Genomic DNA, 14759 nt, shown 5'->3' with positions numbered 1-14759 from the left:
CCTATGTTTATCTCTGTGATCGTTGCAGTCTACAAGGTAGAACCATATCTAAGGGAATGTGTGAACAGCATTTTGGGCCAAAGCTATTCTGATTTTGAATTGATACTTGTGGATGATGGTTCTCCTGACAGATGTCCGTCCATATGTGATGAATATGCAGTGAGGGATTGCAGGGTTAGGGTCATACATAAAAAAAATGGAGGACTGGTGAGTGCAAGGCAGGCCGGAATTTTGGCTGCACAGGGAGAATATGTGGTTTATGTGGATGGTGACGACCAGATTTTTTCTGACATGTTTATGCGGGCAAGAGAAATCATAGCGGAGCATCGGCCCGATATGATTATTTTTTCGCATTATGTGAAGAGGGGAAAGGTGCTTCAGCCTGTTCTGGAGCCGGTGAAGGAAGGCTTATACCAGGGACTGGAGCTGCGAAAGGATATTTACCCGAAGCTTCTGATGGATGCAGATATGGGTCATCTTTCCTATTTCCTGTGGGGGAAAGTCATCCGGCGTTCCATTTTGCTGCCCCACCAGATGGCGGTGGATGTCAGTATCTCCCTTGGAGAGGATGTGGCCTGTATTATGCCGGTATATCTGGAGATAAAGAGTATCTATATCAGCGGACAAGTTATGTGCCTTTACCGTTTCCGTCCCCTGTCGGATAGCCGCAATTTTCGATTGGAACAGTATGAGCATCTGATCCGGGGAGTGAGAGCCTTGGATGCTCTTCAGCCTGAGGCAGTAGAGGATTTTGACTCACAAACAGATCGGTATGTGATATTTGTGTGTTTTGGGCTGCTTCTCAGTGCAATTGATGTTCATGGATACCACATGGTGGATCAGATTAAAAGACATATGAAGAATCCGGCATTACGGGGACATATAAAGAGAGCGGGATTTTCAAATATTACGCCCAAGACAAGAATTGCATATTTTTTGCTAAAAAGAAATGCCGTCAAAACGGCATATGTTTTTCTGTACCTTTGTAAACAAATGAAAGAAAGGATAAAACTCTGAAATGTCACTTTTGAAGCTTGGGAAAACCGCAAGTAAACTAAATGAACTTCGGAAAATGTTCCTGTATGGCCCGCGCTACAGCTCCAGATCATATATCGCATACCTGAATAAAATGGGAGCCAATATTGATGAGCATACGCTGATCGTCATGCCGGAGACAGTGTTTCTGGATGACAATGCTCCCTATCTCCTGGAAATTGGCAAAAATGTAGCCATTGCAGCAGGAGTCTCTATCCTGACCCATGATGCATGCTGGCATGTGATGAAGGGAAACGATGGGATCATCCGTGGCCATGTAGCACCTGTCACCATAGGAAACAACGTGTTTATCGGTATGAACAGTACGATTTTGTGTAATGTGAGTATTTGTGATAACGTAATCATAAGCGCAGGAAGTGTGGTTACTTCTCATATCAGGACTCCCGGCGTTTATGCGGGAAATCCGGCAAAGCTGGTGATACCCTATGAACAGTATCAGGCTATACGGGAAAGCAGGCAGGTGAAGGAAGCCTGTACCATAGCAGAAAAATATTACATGCGATTTAAAGAAAAACCTCCCCAGGAAATTTTTGATGCGTATTTTTGGATTTTTGTACCGCGTGAAACAGAAAAGCTGCCTCCGGCCTTTATGAAACAGATGAAACTATGTGGAAATTATGAGAGGTCAGTGGAAGAATTTTTGAACTCGGAGCCGGATTTTGACGGCTATGATGCCTTTTGGGACTGGTGCCTTACACGGATCAAAAAGAAAAGGCAGTGACGGATAAGGGGAAGGAATGTCAAGGATTGATGCTGTTGCAAAAAATGTGAAATTTGCCGCTTGTTGCCAGATATCCCTGATGGCGGCCAATTTTATTGTGAGAAAGGCCTTTGTGGCCGCTCTGGGAGAGGAGTACCTGGGGTTAAGCGGTCTGTTTGCCGATATCCTTTCTATGCTGTCCCTGGCGGAGTTGGGCTTTGGGGCATCCATTATCTTCAGTCTGTATAAGCCAGTGGCCCAGGGGAATGTGGAGAAGGTCAAATCATTAATGGAGCTTTACCGGCGTGCATACATGCTGGTGGGTACGGCTGTTATCTGTGGAGGATTGGCGCTGACCCCTTATCTTGATTTTTTTATCAAGGAAATGCCAGCGAGTATCCGGCATATTGAATGGATCTATGTGATGAATGTGGTTAATTCCGGGGCATCTTACTTTTTTATCTATAAGGCCTCCCTTCTCTTTGCAGATCAAAAAAAGTATGTGGAGATGATCATTAACGCAGCAGTGAAGCTTTCGGCCTCTGTGCTCCAGGTAGCAGCCCTTTTTGCCACAAAGAATTATTTTGTGTATCTCGGAATCATGGTTGGAGCAACCTTTGCCCAAAATCTCATGATTTCAGCGCAGGTAGATAAGAGATATCCTTATCTGAAGGAGAAAAATATCAAGCCCCTGGAAGAAGAGGATAAGGCAGTTATCCGGCGCAATGTGGGGGCAATGGTCTTCCATAAGCTGGGAGATGTGGCGGTATTCGGTACAGACAGTGTTATTACAGCAAAATTTATAAGTTTATCCGCGGTGGGGCTGTATTCTAATTATATGCTGATCCGAAAGGCGCTGCTGAATATGATCTTTCTCGCTTTTAATGGGATTACCTCCAGCTTGGGAAATCTGAATGCATGTGAGTCAGGGGAGAGGAAAATAAGGGCTTTCTATCAAATACATTTTTTTTCAGCCTGGCTTTTTGGATGTATAAGCATTTGTCTGCTCCATCTGTACAATCCTTTTATTGCACTGTGGCTGGGAGAAGAGTATCTATTTCCCTTTCCTATTGTCCTTTTGATTGTTCTTAATTTTTATGTGTATTGCATGCGGATGCCGGTGAACAGTATGAAGGAGGTTATGGGGCTATTTTGGAATGACCGCTATAAGCCCCTTTTGGAAGCAGGGGTCAATTTGGCCGTGTCAGTGATACTGGCAAAACGGATGGGAATGGGAGGAGTGCTCCTTGGAACCTTGGCCAGCACCATTGCCGTTCCCTTCTGGGTGGAACCGTTTGTATTGTTTCGTTCAGGGCTTAAGGAGGATCTGAGGCAGTATTTTAAAAGATATGCCTGGTATCTGGCAGTGACATTGTCTGCCTCGATTGTCACAGGGCTGCTGTGCAGGTTTTCCTCTCCTGGATTTCTTGGCTTTTTGTGGAAAATGGTGCTCTGTGCATTCGTTCCCAACATCATATATCTGTTGGTATACCGCCATACGGAAGAATACCAATATTTGAAGGATGCTGCCATCAGGCTGTTGGGGAAAGCACTTAATAGGATTGGAGGGAAAAGAAAAGGATGAATAAGCCGCTTGTCTCAGTTCTGATCAGCGTATACAACGGGGAAGAGTTTCTGCAGGAGGCAATGGACAGCGTTATCTCACAGACCTTTTCTGACTGGGAATGTATTGTCATTGACGACTGTTCCAATGACAGGACAGCGGGGATACTGAAGGAATATGCAAAAAGGGATAAACGGATCCGTTTTTATCGGAATGAAGTGAATAAAAGGCTGCCTGGCTCGCTTAACAGGGCCCTCGAACTGGCCAGAGGATACTATGTGATCCGAATGGATGCAGATGATGTCTGCCGCAGGGACCGATTTGAAAAGCAGATAGGATTTATGGAAAAGCATCCGGAACTCTCCATGTCCTGCTGTAAGATCGCAGTGCTGAGAGGAAAGGCATGGGGGCTGGAGGCGGAGACAAGGAGGGATGATGCAGATGCGGTTAAAGCACTGTTTCTGTTCTTTAACCCAATTTATCATAACGCAGTGATCGCCAGGGCAGAGGATATGAAGAGGCTTGGCTATGATCCGTCCTTTTCCTGTACAGAAGACCTGGAGCTGTGGACACGCATGTTAAGTCAGGGGCTTAAAATTGCTGTGCAGAATGAATACATGGTTCTTTACCGGATCCATGACGGACAGACCTCTGTTGTGCATTCAGAGGAACAGAAAAAGCAGTACCGGAGGATCATCTCAGACTTTTACGCGAAAAACATCTTTGCGCTGGGAAAAGCAGATTTAGATTTTATGACAACAGGGATTTATTACAGGGAGCAGCCCGATATCCGCCGTTTGGCAAATATGATAAAAAGGATAAGAAGGGCTAACCAGGCCAAGAAGGTCTTTACCGATGAAGGGATCCGGTATGCATCTTTTGAACTCATGATGGCGTGCAGAAGTCAGTCGCGCTTTGGGGAATGGATAGCCGGGATATTGTCGCTGGGGCCATTTTTTGCAGCCGGGGAGATCCTGCGCCGTAAATGGTGTAGATATCAAAATAGAAAAGTATACCAAGGAGCAGAAAGATGGCTGCAGTGGAGATAAAAAAGGATTTTTTAGGAATGTTCGATGCCCTGAAGGGGGTGATGATGCTTGTGATCGTGGCAGTTCATACAGTTGACTTTGTGTATGACACAATGCCCTTTAGCAGGACGATAGAGGCGCAGAAATGCTTTTTCCGGTATGGAGCAGTCCCCATTGCCCTTTTCTTTCTCATATCCGGCTACTCCTTCCATCCGGGGAAACATTGGAAGAGCTACATAAAACGGCAGTGGAAGGACTTGATGGTCCCGTATTTTGTGACAATGGCTGCAGCAGCAGTGCTGCGGGGGATCCTCTTTGTGCTGTTAGGAAAATTCCGAATCCAGGAGATCAGCACATTAGTCCTGGCAGGAGCCTATGGAAGCATTGCCCCATTTGAGCTTTTTGGGATGGTATGGGTCACCAGCGTGATCGCCCTCTGGTTTCTGCCGGCACTATTTTTTGGAAAGTTCTTTTTGTGCCTTTTGGATAAAATTCCCTCAAAAAAGACGGAGAAGCTTCTCTTATGGGGACTTGTAGCCTTGGCTGTGTCCTTTCCTAATGCATCCAGAGTACAGCTTCCGTGGTTTTTGATCCAGGCTCTTACGGCAATGGGATTTATGGAAGCAGGGAGAATGCTGAAGAAATATAAGCTCCTGTACAAAAAGCTTCCTGTCCTCTTTATGGTTTTGGTGGCCGCGGCATACATATGGTGCCATTTATATTCAGCAGCCAATGTAGCCTCCAACAGCTGGCGCTTTTGGCTGGCAGATTACATTGTAGGGATAGGGGCAGCAGTTGTGATACTGTGGCTATATATCCGATCAGGTATTGGTTTGACAGTCATTGCAGCGCCTTTTGAATTTATCGGGAGATATTCCCTTTGGTTTTTATGCTTCCATGGAGCAGAATTATTGATTTTACCGTGGGATCAACAGCTTGGCACTGTGCTGTCACAGGGAAGCTGGCCTGTTTTTGCAGTGGCGGTATGTGTGTACTGTCTGCGTGTGGGATATGCATGTCTGGGCTGTATCTTGTTAAAGAATAGAAGGGAGAAAAATAAAAATGGATAGAAGACAGATAGAAGAAAAAATTATGGAAGAGATCAAAGGAATTTCAGAGGGCGAGGAATATAGCCTGGATATGGATCTGATGGATGAGATCGGCTTTTCCTCTATTGAGATGATGGAGCTGATCAGCTATGCAGAAAAGGAGTTTGATGTAAAAATCGCGTCCAGAGAACTCCGCCTAGTAGCGACACCGGCAGATCTGACGCGATTGATCGAAGAGAAAAAGCAGGTATAGAGGAGCAGAGGATTATGACAGACAGTGAGTTTTGGGGGCTGACCGTATATGAGATGCTGCACAAGATGGCAAAGGCATATGGCTCTAGAATGCTTTTTTCCTATTTGGAGGAGGGAAACGTAAAAGAGGTCTCCCACCAGCAGTTTTTCCGAGACATATGCGTGACAGCAGAGCATTTCGCAGCATTGGGACTGAAGGGGAAACGTGTTGTGATCGATTCCCGCAATACATATGAACAGGTGGTTTCTCTTTTTGCAGCCGTTTCCATGGGAGCAGTGGCCGTTCCCTTGAATTTTGACCTGTCAGAGGAGGACCTTTTAGATGCAGCCAAACGAGTGGAGCCTGCCATGGTCGTTTATGATCCTGAGGACGAGGCATTGGCGGGGAGAATGGGCCTTGAAGAGAGCTGCCTGCTGGCAAGCCACGGAAACGGGGCTTCAGAGAGTGTAAGGAAATGGCTGGATAGGGATGGGGAACCCGGCTGGAGCGGATATGGAGGAAGCCCTGACTCCCCGGCGCTCATACTGCTTACCTCTGGCAGCACCAGCAGGAGCAAGCTGGTGGTTTTGAACCACTATGCGTTTTTTCCCCATGTAGGCATGGAGACGGAGAAAAGCATTTTTCTGCTTCCTATGTCCCATATTGCCGGGCTGATCATATTGATGAATGATATGGTAAGAGGAACCCATATCTGTCTGTCAAATATGAAAAACGGCATGGCAGATATCCGCTGGTTTCGCCCGAAGGATATATTTACAGTTCCTATGTTTGTGACCATGATAATAAAGCAGCACAAGAAGAACCGGCTGGATCTTAGCAGTGTGAAGAATATCAGCAGCTGCGGAGCACCACAGAATCTGGAGGCGGCAGAATATCTGTTGTCCCTTGGTATATTTTCAGCATCGTTCTATGGGACTACAGAGGTATCAGGGACAGTTGCGTATTCCACACCCAGGGAATACCGTTTTGGCTCTGTGGGAAGGCCGGGGCCGTGGAATCAGATACGGATTTCGAAAAGCGGGGAGATACTGATCCGAGGAAAGACCGTGATGCTGGGATATCTGGGGGATGAGCAGGCTTCTGGAGAGGCGCTGGAGGAGGGATGGTATCATACGGGAGACATAGGATATTTGGATGAGGACGGCTACTTGTTTCTCACAGGCAGGATGAAAAATATCATTATCTTGTCCAACGGAGAAAATGTGAGCCCGGAGGCGCTGGAGGAACGGCTGTACCGGTGTGCATTGATCGAGGAAGTAGTGGTGTATGGGGAAGATGACAAGCTTGCCGCCTCTGTATGGTGTGGGGAAGGTACAGGAGAGAGAGAACAGGAGGAGGTAAGGGAATATATTTTCCGGTTTAATCAGACTATGCCCAGATTTCATAACATTAGGAAGGTGGTATTCCGTGATAAGCCATTTGAAAAAACAGGATCAGGAAAAATCAAACGGGCTTCTGCCTGGGGATAGCAGCGGATGCCGTCTTGTCTGGCTTGACCTTGCAAAGGGAATTGGGATGGCACTTGTATTGACTGGGCATGCTCCAAGAGAATGGATGCAGGAGAGCTATCCCTCTATCAAGTTCCTCTTTTGCTTTATTTATGCGTTTCATATGCCGTTCTTTTTTGCATTGTCCGGAATGGCATATGAATATGCGGCGCAGAGGGGACGGAAAAAATCCTGCATTTCCTATATCAAGGATAAGGTTCATAAGCTCTTGATTCCCTGGTTTTGCTTTGCTGCAATATTATATCTCTTTTTCTTTCTGGCCAGTCTTCTCCCTTTTGCAGGCCGGATACTGTCAGGCTCCTCCTTTGCCCTCATACCGGTAAAGGATTATGTGCGATTGACAATATTGGAGAGAAATCCTTATGGGGAACATATTTGGTATATTTATGTGCTGTTCATTATACAGTCCATATACCGTGTTTATGAGCTGGCTTATGAAAAGACTCTTGGGAGGTGGTGTGGAGAGGCTTTTGGAACCGCACTGGCAGTTATTCTCTCCATCATAGCCTATTGGGCCTTCTGGCCGGTCCATCACATTCCAGACTGTGTGAAGACATACGCCATGTATTATTTGTATGGGGTCCTGCTGGCGCGGTATGCAGGAGATAGGACAGAAAAATGGGTATTCCCGTCGGCAGCGGCAGGGCTAGGCCTCACCTGTATGTATACGGCAGGGCTTGCCCTTGAGATGGTAGAGGCAGCCTGGATCAGGCACCTGCTGTTTAATGTGGAAGTATTTCTTGGCATTCCTCTTATGATCCTTTTTTTGATTGCTGTTTCACAAATTCTTGGAAAGAGAGGACAGCATCCCTTGCTCCGATGGCTAGGCCTTCATTCTTATTCGGTATACCTGCTGCATCAACCCTTTGCATGCGGGCTCTTGGGGATAGTACTGTCATCTCTTCTGCCTCACACATATGGATGGGTACTTTTTACCATGGCAGGCTGCTTTTTAGCCAGCATCATATTTCCAGTGATAGTATCCGATATAGGATATTATCTGGGATTGGGTAAGGTGTTAAAGAATCTTTTTCAAATAGAAGACCTGACATGTAACATCTTAGGAGGGGAGATGAGGATAAAAAGTGGAAAATGATAACAAAATGGAGCTGCTTGGACTGAGGGTGGACAATATGACCTGCAGGGAACTGCTAAACCAGGTAGAAGAAAGGATTGGGAAGAGGTCGGCATCCTATATTGTGTTTGTGAATTCAGATGTGGCAGTGAAGGCAGAAAAAGACAAGGAGCTGCATCGGATCATCCATGAGGCAGATTTTGCCATGGTAGATGGAAAACCTCTGGTGTGGATCGCCAAAGCTCATGGAAAACCGTTAAAAGAAAAGGTTTCCGGTTCCGACTTTGTTCCGGCACTGTGCAGAGAGGCGGCTGAGCGCGGCTGGAGTGTATTTCTCTTGGGCGGGGAGAGAGGGGTTCCTGAGGAAGCTGCCGGGCGCTTGAAGAGCTGCTTCCCGCCATTGCACATTGTGGGAATGTATTCGCCGCCAAGGGGGTTTGAAAGAGATAAAGAAGAGGTGAGGCGGATAAAGGAGATGGTGTTGAAGGCGGCTCCTGATATTCTTGTGGTCTGCTTTGGATGCCCGAAGCAGGAAAAATTCATTTACGAACATTACAGGGAATATGGTGCCTACATTTCTATCTGTGCCGGAGCCACTGTGGATTTTCTGGCAGGAAGGGTGAAACGCTGTCCAAGGTGGATGAGCGATGTAGGGCTGGAGTGGTTCTACCGCTTTATGAAGGAGCCCAGAAGGCTGTTCAAACGGTATTTTATCGATGATATGAAAATATTTCTGATGGCTTATAAATACAGGCCGGGGCGGAAGGGGTCTTAAGTAGGGTGAAGAAGGCGGCTGCTATGCTGGGCATGTGCGTTATAGTGATTCTGGCTTTGATCGTAGGAGGAAAGCTTTTGGGGATTTGGCCGGGGAGGCCAAGTAGTTCGAAACCAGAAGAGAAAATGAGGTATGACTTGTCAAATCCCAATGCAGATGAAAATACCAGGCTCCTTATGGAATATCTTTTTGATATATATGGAAAGCAGATGCTTTCCGGCCAATACTGCGTGGATACATATGGAAAGAAGGAACTTATGATCCTCCGGAATGAAACAGGGGAGCTGCCTGCTGTTGTTGGATTTGATTTTATTCTTTCTTCTCCCTCTCTCATAAAGGCAGGAGGGATTAGCCGTGTTGTGGATTGGGCTGTTGAGGAGGCTGGAGATGGTGCTATTATCACCTTCTGCTGGCATTGGAATCCTCCTGAGCAGTATGTGACAGGGGAATACTGGCAGGGATTTCGGACAGAGAATACAAACATTGATCTGGATGCAGTCATGAGTGGGGAAGATAAGGCGGGATATGAGCTGCTTTTGAGAGATATGGATGTGATTGCCGGGCAGCTTTGCATTCTTCAGAAAGAGGGGATTCCCGTTATATGGCGGCCACTTCACGAGGCAAGCGGAGGATGGTTCTGGTGGGGGAACTGCAGGCCGGAGTCCTATAAAAAATTGTACCGGCTGATGTATGAACGTTTTACGGAGAAGTGGGAGCTGAACAATCTTATATGGCTGTGGAATGGGATGGACCGTGAGTGGTATCCGGGAGATGATGTGGTGGATTTGATAGGAGAGGATATCTATACACAGTGTCATAATTATTCGCCTCATGCAGAGCAGTTTAAACAGGCCCAGGAACAATATACGGATACCTTTAAAATGGTAGTCCTTTCAGAAACAGGGGTGGTACCGGATCCCAGGAGGGCCTTGTCAGAGGGGGCATTGTGGGGCTTTTTTTGCCTTTGGAGCGGACCGCATTTGTGCAGAGAGGATAGCTGTTTAGAAATGTCAGAGGAATATACAAGCAGGAAAATGCTCCGGCAGGTCTATGCCTCAAAGTATGTGGTAACCCGGAGGGAGCTGCCACCAATTTATTCAGGACAGAAGAAATCTGTAGATACGGAGAGTATGAACAGATGAAAAAAATAAGGGTTTTAATGTGCGGTTCTGATCTTACGCATGTAAAGGGTGGAATGGTTTCTGTTTCACGGAATTATCTGGAGTCAGAGGAATGGAAGAATACGGAGGTCTCTTATATTGCAACCCACCGTGAGGGAGCAAGCTTTATAAAGATTCTGGTGTTCCTGGGAGCGTATCTGCGCATCCTTCGGAGACTTTTGCAGGGCAGGATCGATGTGGCTCTGTTAAATGTATCGGAGAGGGGAAGCTTTTTCAGAAAGGCACTTCTCATGAGGCTATGCCACAGATTTTCTGTACCAGTGATCTTCCACCATCATGGGGCGGAATTTAATGACTTTTACAGGCTCCTGCCGGATAGGAAGAAAGCCTTTGTATCAAGGGTATTGTCAGAGGCAGATCTAAATATTGTACTGTCAAAGCTTCAGGAAAAGGATATTTTGGAGAAGGCTCCAAAAGCCAGGGTAGGTTATCTGTATAATTCCATCAAGATCGCCAGCACAAACAGGTACTGTAAAGAAGCCGTCCTTCTTGTGACCTTCGGCCGTTTGGGAAAGCGGAAGGGGACATATGACCTTTTAAAGGTACTCCATGAGCTGGATCCGGTTCTGCCCCCCTGCATCAAGGCAGCGCTGTGCGGGGATGGAGAGGTGGACGAGGTGAGAGCGTTGATCAAGGAATACCATTTGGAAGAGCGTATCGTACATGTGGGGTGGACTGAGGGAAAAAAGAAAGAGGAATACATAGAGCATGCAATGCTGCATATCCTGCCCTCATACAGAGAGGTGCTGCCAATGAGCATTCTGGAGACCATGGCATATGGAATCCCGAATATCAGCACCAGGATCGCTTCTATTCCGGAGGTGATCGAGGATGGGGTGAACGGATTTTTGATCGAGCCCGGAGATTTGGAGGCGTTGAAGGAGAAGATACTTACCCTTTCAACAGATACACTGCTGAGGCTTAAGTTCAGCCAGGCGGCCTATGAAAAGACGGCAGCAAAATTTTCTTTGAGCAGTAACATTGCCGCTCTGGAGAAAATTTTTATGGGGCTTACAGGAAAATATTCAGGAGACCAGAGATGATAATAACGAAGACGCCATTCCGTATGTCCTTCTTTGGAGGAGGCACGGATATTGAAGATTATTTCAGGGAGAATGGAGGAGCAGTACTGTCCACTACATTTGATAAATACTGCTATGTGAATGTCCGTCATCTTCCGAGATTTTTTGATTATACCACGGAGCTTTCCTACTCAAAGATCGAGAGGGTGACGGACGTTGAGGAGATCGAACATCCGGCTATACGCAATGCAATGAAAATGCTGGATATGCATGAGCTGCGCCTTACCTACGAGGCAGATCTGCCCGCACGCTCTGGTCTTGGCACAAGCAGTTCCTTTGTGGTGGGCATGCTGAATGCATTCTATGCCCTGAAAGGAAAATACGCAAACAAAAGGCAGCTGGCTGATGAGGCCATCTATCTTGAGCGAGTGCTTTGCAATGAGGCGGGAGGATGGCAGGATCAGATTGCAGCGGCCTTTGGCGGCCTAAACAGGATCGATTTCCATTCAGAGGGCTATGAAGTCCATCCTGTAGTCATTGCACCGGAAAGGAAGCAGCAGCTGAATAATAACCTGATGATGTTTTTTACAGGCTTTACACGATATTCCGCAGAGCTGCAGAAGATAAATCTTTCTGGCAGGGGAGATAAAAGGGCTCAACTGAAGCAGATGCATGAGCTGGTGGGTGAGGCTGAAAAGGTTTTGATAGATAAGATGGCTGATCTGGATGAGTTTGGCAGGCTTTTAGATGTGACATGGAAATTAAAACGGCAGACGGGAGCGGCTGTATCCACAGACAGCATTGATGAGTTGTATGAAAAGGGTATGAAGGGAGGAGCTCTGGGAGGCAAGCTCCTCGGAGCAGGGGGAGGAGGTTTCCTGATATTCTATGTGCGGCCGGAGGAGCAGGAGTCCGTACGCAGGGCGCTGGGGGATCTGATGTATGTGCCCTTCAAGTTTGAGGATGGAGGTACCAGGGTTATTCATTATACACCTGAACTCTATGTGCAGAAGGAGGAGCCTGTAGCCAAAGAAAAGAACGGAGGATGATCAGATGAAGGCAGTGATCATGGCAGGAGGACGGGGAACCAGGATTTCCTCCATAGCGAGCGATATACCAAAACCAATGATAAGAGTAGAAGGAAAGCCTGTTTTGGAGCATGGGCTGGAATGTTTAAGGGACCAGGGGTTTACAGATATTCTTTTAACAGTGGGCCATCTTGGAAATTGCATAAAGGATTATTTCGGTGATGGTGGAGGAACTTCGCCTGTAACAGGAAAGCCCTTTGGTCTTCATATAGAATATTTCTTTGAAGAAAAGCCGCTGGGCAATGCAGGAGCGCTGTTTCGGATCAAAGAAAAGCTGACGGAGGATTTCCTGCTTTTAAATGCAGATGTGATGTTTGATGTGGACTTTCATCGTTTCCTGGCCTTTCACAGGGCCCATGGAGGTCTGGCTACCTTGTTTACCCATTCAAACAGCCATCCCTATGACAGTGGGCTCATTGTGTCGGATAATAATGGGGCAGTTTGTAAATGGATGACAAAGGAGGATGAACGCCCGGTATATTATCGCAACAGAGTGAATGCAGGGATTCATATGATTTCGCCGGAGCTTCTTGAAACAAGGCATGCGGAAGAAAAAATAGATTTGGATAGGCAGCTGCTTAAGCCCCTGGCCGGCAGTGGGAGGCTGTTTTGCTATGACAGTCCGGAATATGTAAAGGATATGGGGACACCAGAGCGCTATGAGGCTGTGTGTGCTGATTACAGAACGGGCCTTATTCGGAAAAAGAATTTGAGAAATGCTCAGAGGGCAGTATTTTTGGACAGGGATGGTACATTGAATAAATATGTGGGTTTTCTCCGATCGATTGATGATTTTGAGCTTCTGCCGGGAGCGGCAGAGGCAGTGAAAAGGATCAATTCTGCCGGTTACCTGGCCATTGTGGTTACAAACCAGCCGGTCATTGCGAGAGGCGAACTCACTTTAGGGCAGCTACAGGAGATACATAATAAAATGGAGACCCTGCTGGGAAGAGAAGGGGCCTTTCTTGATGGAATCTATTTTTGTCCTCATCATCCGCATAAGGGATATGAGGGGGAAGTGGCAGAGCTTAAGGTTGACTGTAGCTGCAGGAAGCCGGAGCCGGGAATGCTCCTTAAGGCAGCAGAGGATTTTAACATTGATCTGTCCCAGTCCTGGATGGCAGGGGACAGTGAAAATGATGTGAGAGCCGGCCAGGCAGCAGGATGCCGGACTGTGCTGGTGAAGCAAAGGGAGGAAGCGTGGGGCCAGACAGTTACTGCAGATTCACTGCTGCAGTTTGTGGATGATTATTTGTGAGATGCTTTTTGGCAAAGATGGCGGTAACGGAAAGAACGGCTGTATTTAGAGAGGTTGGAGGCATGATATGAGAACCTTGGATAAAAAACTGGAAAAGCACGTTGATCTGCTTTTAAAACGTTATCCTTCTCTTAAAGGAATAAAGGCTGACATTATTGCAGGATATCTTGTGATGGAGGAATGCTATGAACAGGGAGGAAAGCTCCTTGTTGCAGGGAATGGCGGTTCAGCAGCAGATTCTGAGCATATTGCAGGGGAGCTGATGAAGCGTTTTAAGACTCCCCGGCCAGTCAAGCATGAGTTTGCAGAGAGGCTGAAGGCGATCGATCCCGAACGGGGCGCCACCCTTGCAAAGAATCTGGAATGCTCTTTGACGGCCATTCCCCTGGTGAGCCATGAGGCGTTGACAACTGCATATATTAATGATGTGGATGGTCTGGGAGTGTTTGCACAACAGCTTTTTGGATTTGGCCGGTCAGGAGATGTATTTTTAGGCATTTCCACCTCAGGAAACAGCGCTAACATAATAAATGCCGCTATAGTAGCCAAAGCGCTGGGGATAAAGGTTATCGGTCTTACTGGTGCATCGGGTGGAGAGCTGGCGTTGTCTGCAGATGTTGTGGTAAAGGCACCGGAAACAGAGACCTATATGATACAGGAGCTTCATCTGCCAATCTATCATTGCTGGTGTCTCATGCTGGAAGAGCGGTTCTTTGGAGGAGAGTAAAACGAAAAAATTTTACATATTTTTGAATAAAATCACATAGAAAAGTCACATATGGTGTGCTATTCTGGATATGCCAAAGAGGATTGCAAAGGAAATGTCCTGATATCCGAAAAGGAGGAATGCAAAATGAAACGTGTTTTTATTAAGTTTGACAAAACAGAACAGGTTGCAAAATTTGTCCGGATCATGAACCATTATGACTTTGAAGCCTATGTAAAAAGCGGTACCCGCCAGGTAGATGCCAGATCCATCGTAGGTGTCTTAGCTCTTGCGAAGGCAAAGACAGTAGAGCTGATCCTTCACACCACAGACAATTGTGAGGAGCTTATGGAGGAAATTGCACCTTTTGCGGCATAAGTGAGAATAACAGAATACAGGCAGCAGCGAAGACGCGCCGGGGCAGCCCTTTTTGCGGAAGGGAGGCCGCGGCGTTTTTTACTTACATAGGAAGCTCCTCCGGAGCCTCCTATGTAAC

At 46.8% G+C, this 14759-nt stretch carries 15 protein-coding genes; all 15 read left to right on the top strand.

Translation table 11 applies throughout. From position 1 onward, the window contains the following. Positions 1–3: 3 nt before the first annotated feature. The 15 genes from LIZ87_RS11785 to LIZ87_RS11715 all read left to right on the top strand — a co-directional run bounded on the left by LIZ87_RS11785 (position 4) and on the right by LIZ87_RS11715 (position 14641). Positions 4–1017 (top strand): glycosyltransferase family 2 protein, encoded by a 1014-nt coding sequence (locus LIZ87_RS11785; RefSeq protein WP_227147206.1) that lies wholly within the window; start codon positions 4–6, stop codon positions 1015–1017. Position 1018: 1 nt separating this feature from the next. After that, on the top strand, positions 1019–1777 hold the full coding sequence (locus LIZ87_RS11780) for an acyltransferase (protein WP_178316718.1): 759 nt from the start codon (positions 1019–1021) through the stop codon (positions 1775–1777). Between the two features lie 16 nt (positions 1778–1793). Next, positions 1794–3341, top strand: coding sequence for a lipopolysaccharide biosynthesis protein (locus LIZ87_RS11775; protein WP_227147203.1), 1548 nt, complete (start codon positions 1794–1796; stop codon positions 3339–3341). After that, a complete protein-coding gene (locus LIZ87_RS11770) occupies positions 3338–4369 on the top strand; it encodes a glycosyltransferase family 2 protein (RefSeq protein WP_227147201.1) in 1032 nt (343 codons plus the stop codon). Before LIZ87_RS11775 ends, LIZ87_RS11770 begins: the two co-directional genes overlap by 4 nt. Next, entirely contained in the window at positions 4351–5418 is a 1068-nt protein-coding gene (locus tag LIZ87_RS11765) for an acyltransferase family protein (RefSeq protein WP_178316721.1), read from the top strand. The genes LIZ87_RS11770 and LIZ87_RS11765 overlap by 19 nt, the downstream gene beginning before the upstream one ends. After that, the gene (locus LIZ87_RS11760) at positions 5411–5650 is read left to right on the top strand and encodes an acyl carrier protein (protein WP_178316722.1); all 240 of its coding nucleotides are present in this window, start codon (positions 5411–5413) and stop codon (positions 5648–5650) included. The genes LIZ87_RS11765 and LIZ87_RS11760 overlap by 8 nt, the downstream gene beginning before the upstream one ends. A gap of 14 nt (positions 5651–5664) precedes the next feature. Continuing rightward, entirely contained in the window at positions 5665–7119 is a 1455-nt protein-coding gene (locus LIZ87_RS11755; protein WP_227147198.1) for an AMP-binding protein, read from the top strand. Then, positions 7058–8254, top strand: coding sequence for an acyltransferase family protein (locus LIZ87_RS11750; protein WP_227147195.1), 1197 nt, complete (start codon positions 7058–7060; stop codon positions 8252–8254). The genes LIZ87_RS11755 and LIZ87_RS11750 overlap by 62 nt, the downstream gene beginning before the upstream one ends. After that, positions 8244–9008, top strand: coding sequence for a WecB/TagA/CpsF family glycosyltransferase (locus tag LIZ87_RS11745; RefSeq protein WP_227147191.1), 765 nt, complete (start codon positions 8244–8246; stop codon positions 9006–9008). Before LIZ87_RS11750 ends, LIZ87_RS11745 begins: the two co-directional genes overlap by 11 nt. 32 nt (positions 9009–9040) lie before the next feature. Beyond that, positions 9041–10150, top strand: a complete 1110-nt coding sequence (locus LIZ87_RS11740) for a glycosyl hydrolase (RefSeq protein WP_227147189.1) — start codon at positions 9041–9043, stop codon at positions 10148–10150. Next, a complete protein-coding gene (locus tag LIZ87_RS11735) occupies positions 10147–11232 on the top strand; it encodes a glycosyltransferase family 4 protein (protein ID WP_227147186.1) in 1086 nt (361 codons plus the stop codon). The genes LIZ87_RS11740 and LIZ87_RS11735 overlap by 4 nt, the downstream gene beginning before the upstream one ends. After that, a complete protein-coding gene (locus LIZ87_RS11730; RefSeq protein WP_178315538.1) occupies positions 11229–12260 on the top strand; it encodes a GHMP family kinase ATP-binding protein in 1032 nt (343 codons plus the stop codon). Before LIZ87_RS11735 ends, LIZ87_RS11730 begins: the two co-directional genes overlap by 4 nt. Positions 12261–12264: 4 nt before the next feature. Further along, positions 12265–13557, top strand: coding sequence for an HAD-IIIA family hydrolase (locus tag LIZ87_RS11725; protein ID WP_227147183.1), 1293 nt, complete (start codon positions 12265–12267; stop codon positions 13555–13557). Positions 13558–13624: 67 nt separating this feature from the next. After that, positions 13625–14284: a D-sedoheptulose-7-phosphate isomerase gene (locus LIZ87_RS11720; protein WP_178314667.1), complete on the top strand. Its 660-nt coding sequence runs from the start codon at positions 13625–13627 to the stop codon at positions 14282–14284. 126 nt (positions 14285–14410) lie between these two features. Then, positions 14411–14641: an HPr family phosphocarrier protein gene (locus LIZ87_RS11715; protein WP_178314669.1), complete on the top strand. Its 231-nt coding sequence runs from the start codon at positions 14411–14413 to the stop codon at positions 14639–14641. Positions 14642–14759 lie beyond the last annotated feature (118 nt).

The organism is Lacrimispora sp. 210928-DFI.3.58, assembly GCF_020554865.1.
GTDB lineage: Bacteria > Bacillota > Clostridia > Lachnospirales > Lachnospiraceae > Enterocloster.
Note: the sequence above shows the minus strand (reverse complement) of the source record. Positions and strands in the feature narration are given on the sequence as shown.

What these genes read in the sequence shown, in the direction of transcription:
- LIZ87_RS11730 (WP_178315538.1), top strand. Translation starts at nt 11,229, where the DNA reads ATGATAATAACGAAGACGCCATTCCGTATGTCCTTCTTTGGAGGAGGC.
- LIZ87_RS11780 (WP_178316718.1), top strand. Translation starts at nt 1,019, where the DNA reads ATGTCACTTTTGAAGCTTGGGAAAACCGCAAGTAAACTAAATGAACTT.
- LIZ87_RS11785 (WP_227147206.1), top strand. Translation starts at nt 4, where the DNA reads ATGTTTATCTCTGTGATCGTTGCAGTCTACAAGGTAGAACCATATCTA.
- LIZ87_RS11755 (WP_227147198.1), top strand. Translation starts at nt 5,665, where the DNA reads ATGACAGACAGTGAGTTTTGGGGGCTGACCGTATATGAGATGCTGCAC.
- LIZ87_RS11740 (WP_227147189.1), top strand. Translation starts at nt 9,041, where the DNA reads ATGTGCGTTATAGTGATTCTGGCTTTGATCGTAGGAGGAAAGCTTTTG.
- LIZ87_RS11715 (WP_178314669.1), top strand. Translation starts at nt 14,411, where the DNA reads ATGAAACGTGTTTTTATTAAGTTTGACAAAACAGAACAGGTTGCAAAA.
- LIZ87_RS11765 (WP_178316721.1), top strand. Translation starts at nt 4,351, where the DNA reads ATGGCTGCAGTGGAGATAAAAAAGGATTTTTTAGGAATGTTCGATGCC.
- LIZ87_RS11770 (WP_227147201.1), top strand. Translation starts at nt 3,338, where the DNA reads ATGAATAAGCCGCTTGTCTCAGTTCTGATCAGCGTATACAACGGGGAA.
- LIZ87_RS11720 (WP_178314667.1), top strand. Translation starts at nt 13,625, where the DNA reads ATGAGAACCTTGGATAAAAAACTGGAAAAGCACGTTGATCTGCTTTTA.
- LIZ87_RS11735 (WP_227147186.1), top strand. Translation starts at nt 10,147, where the DNA reads ATGAAAAAAATAAGGGTTTTAATGTGCGGTTCTGATCTTACGCATGTA.
- LIZ87_RS11725 (WP_227147183.1), top strand. Translation starts at nt 12,265, where the DNA reads ATGAAGGCAGTGATCATGGCAGGAGGACGGGGAACCAGGATTTCCTCC.
- LIZ87_RS11775 (WP_227147203.1), top strand. Translation starts at nt 1,794, where the DNA reads ATGTCAAGGATTGATGCTGTTGCAAAAAATGTGAAATTTGCCGCTTGT.
- LIZ87_RS11760 (WP_178316722.1), top strand. Translation starts at nt 5,411, where the DNA reads ATGGATAGAAGACAGATAGAAGAAAAAATTATGGAAGAGATCAAAGGA.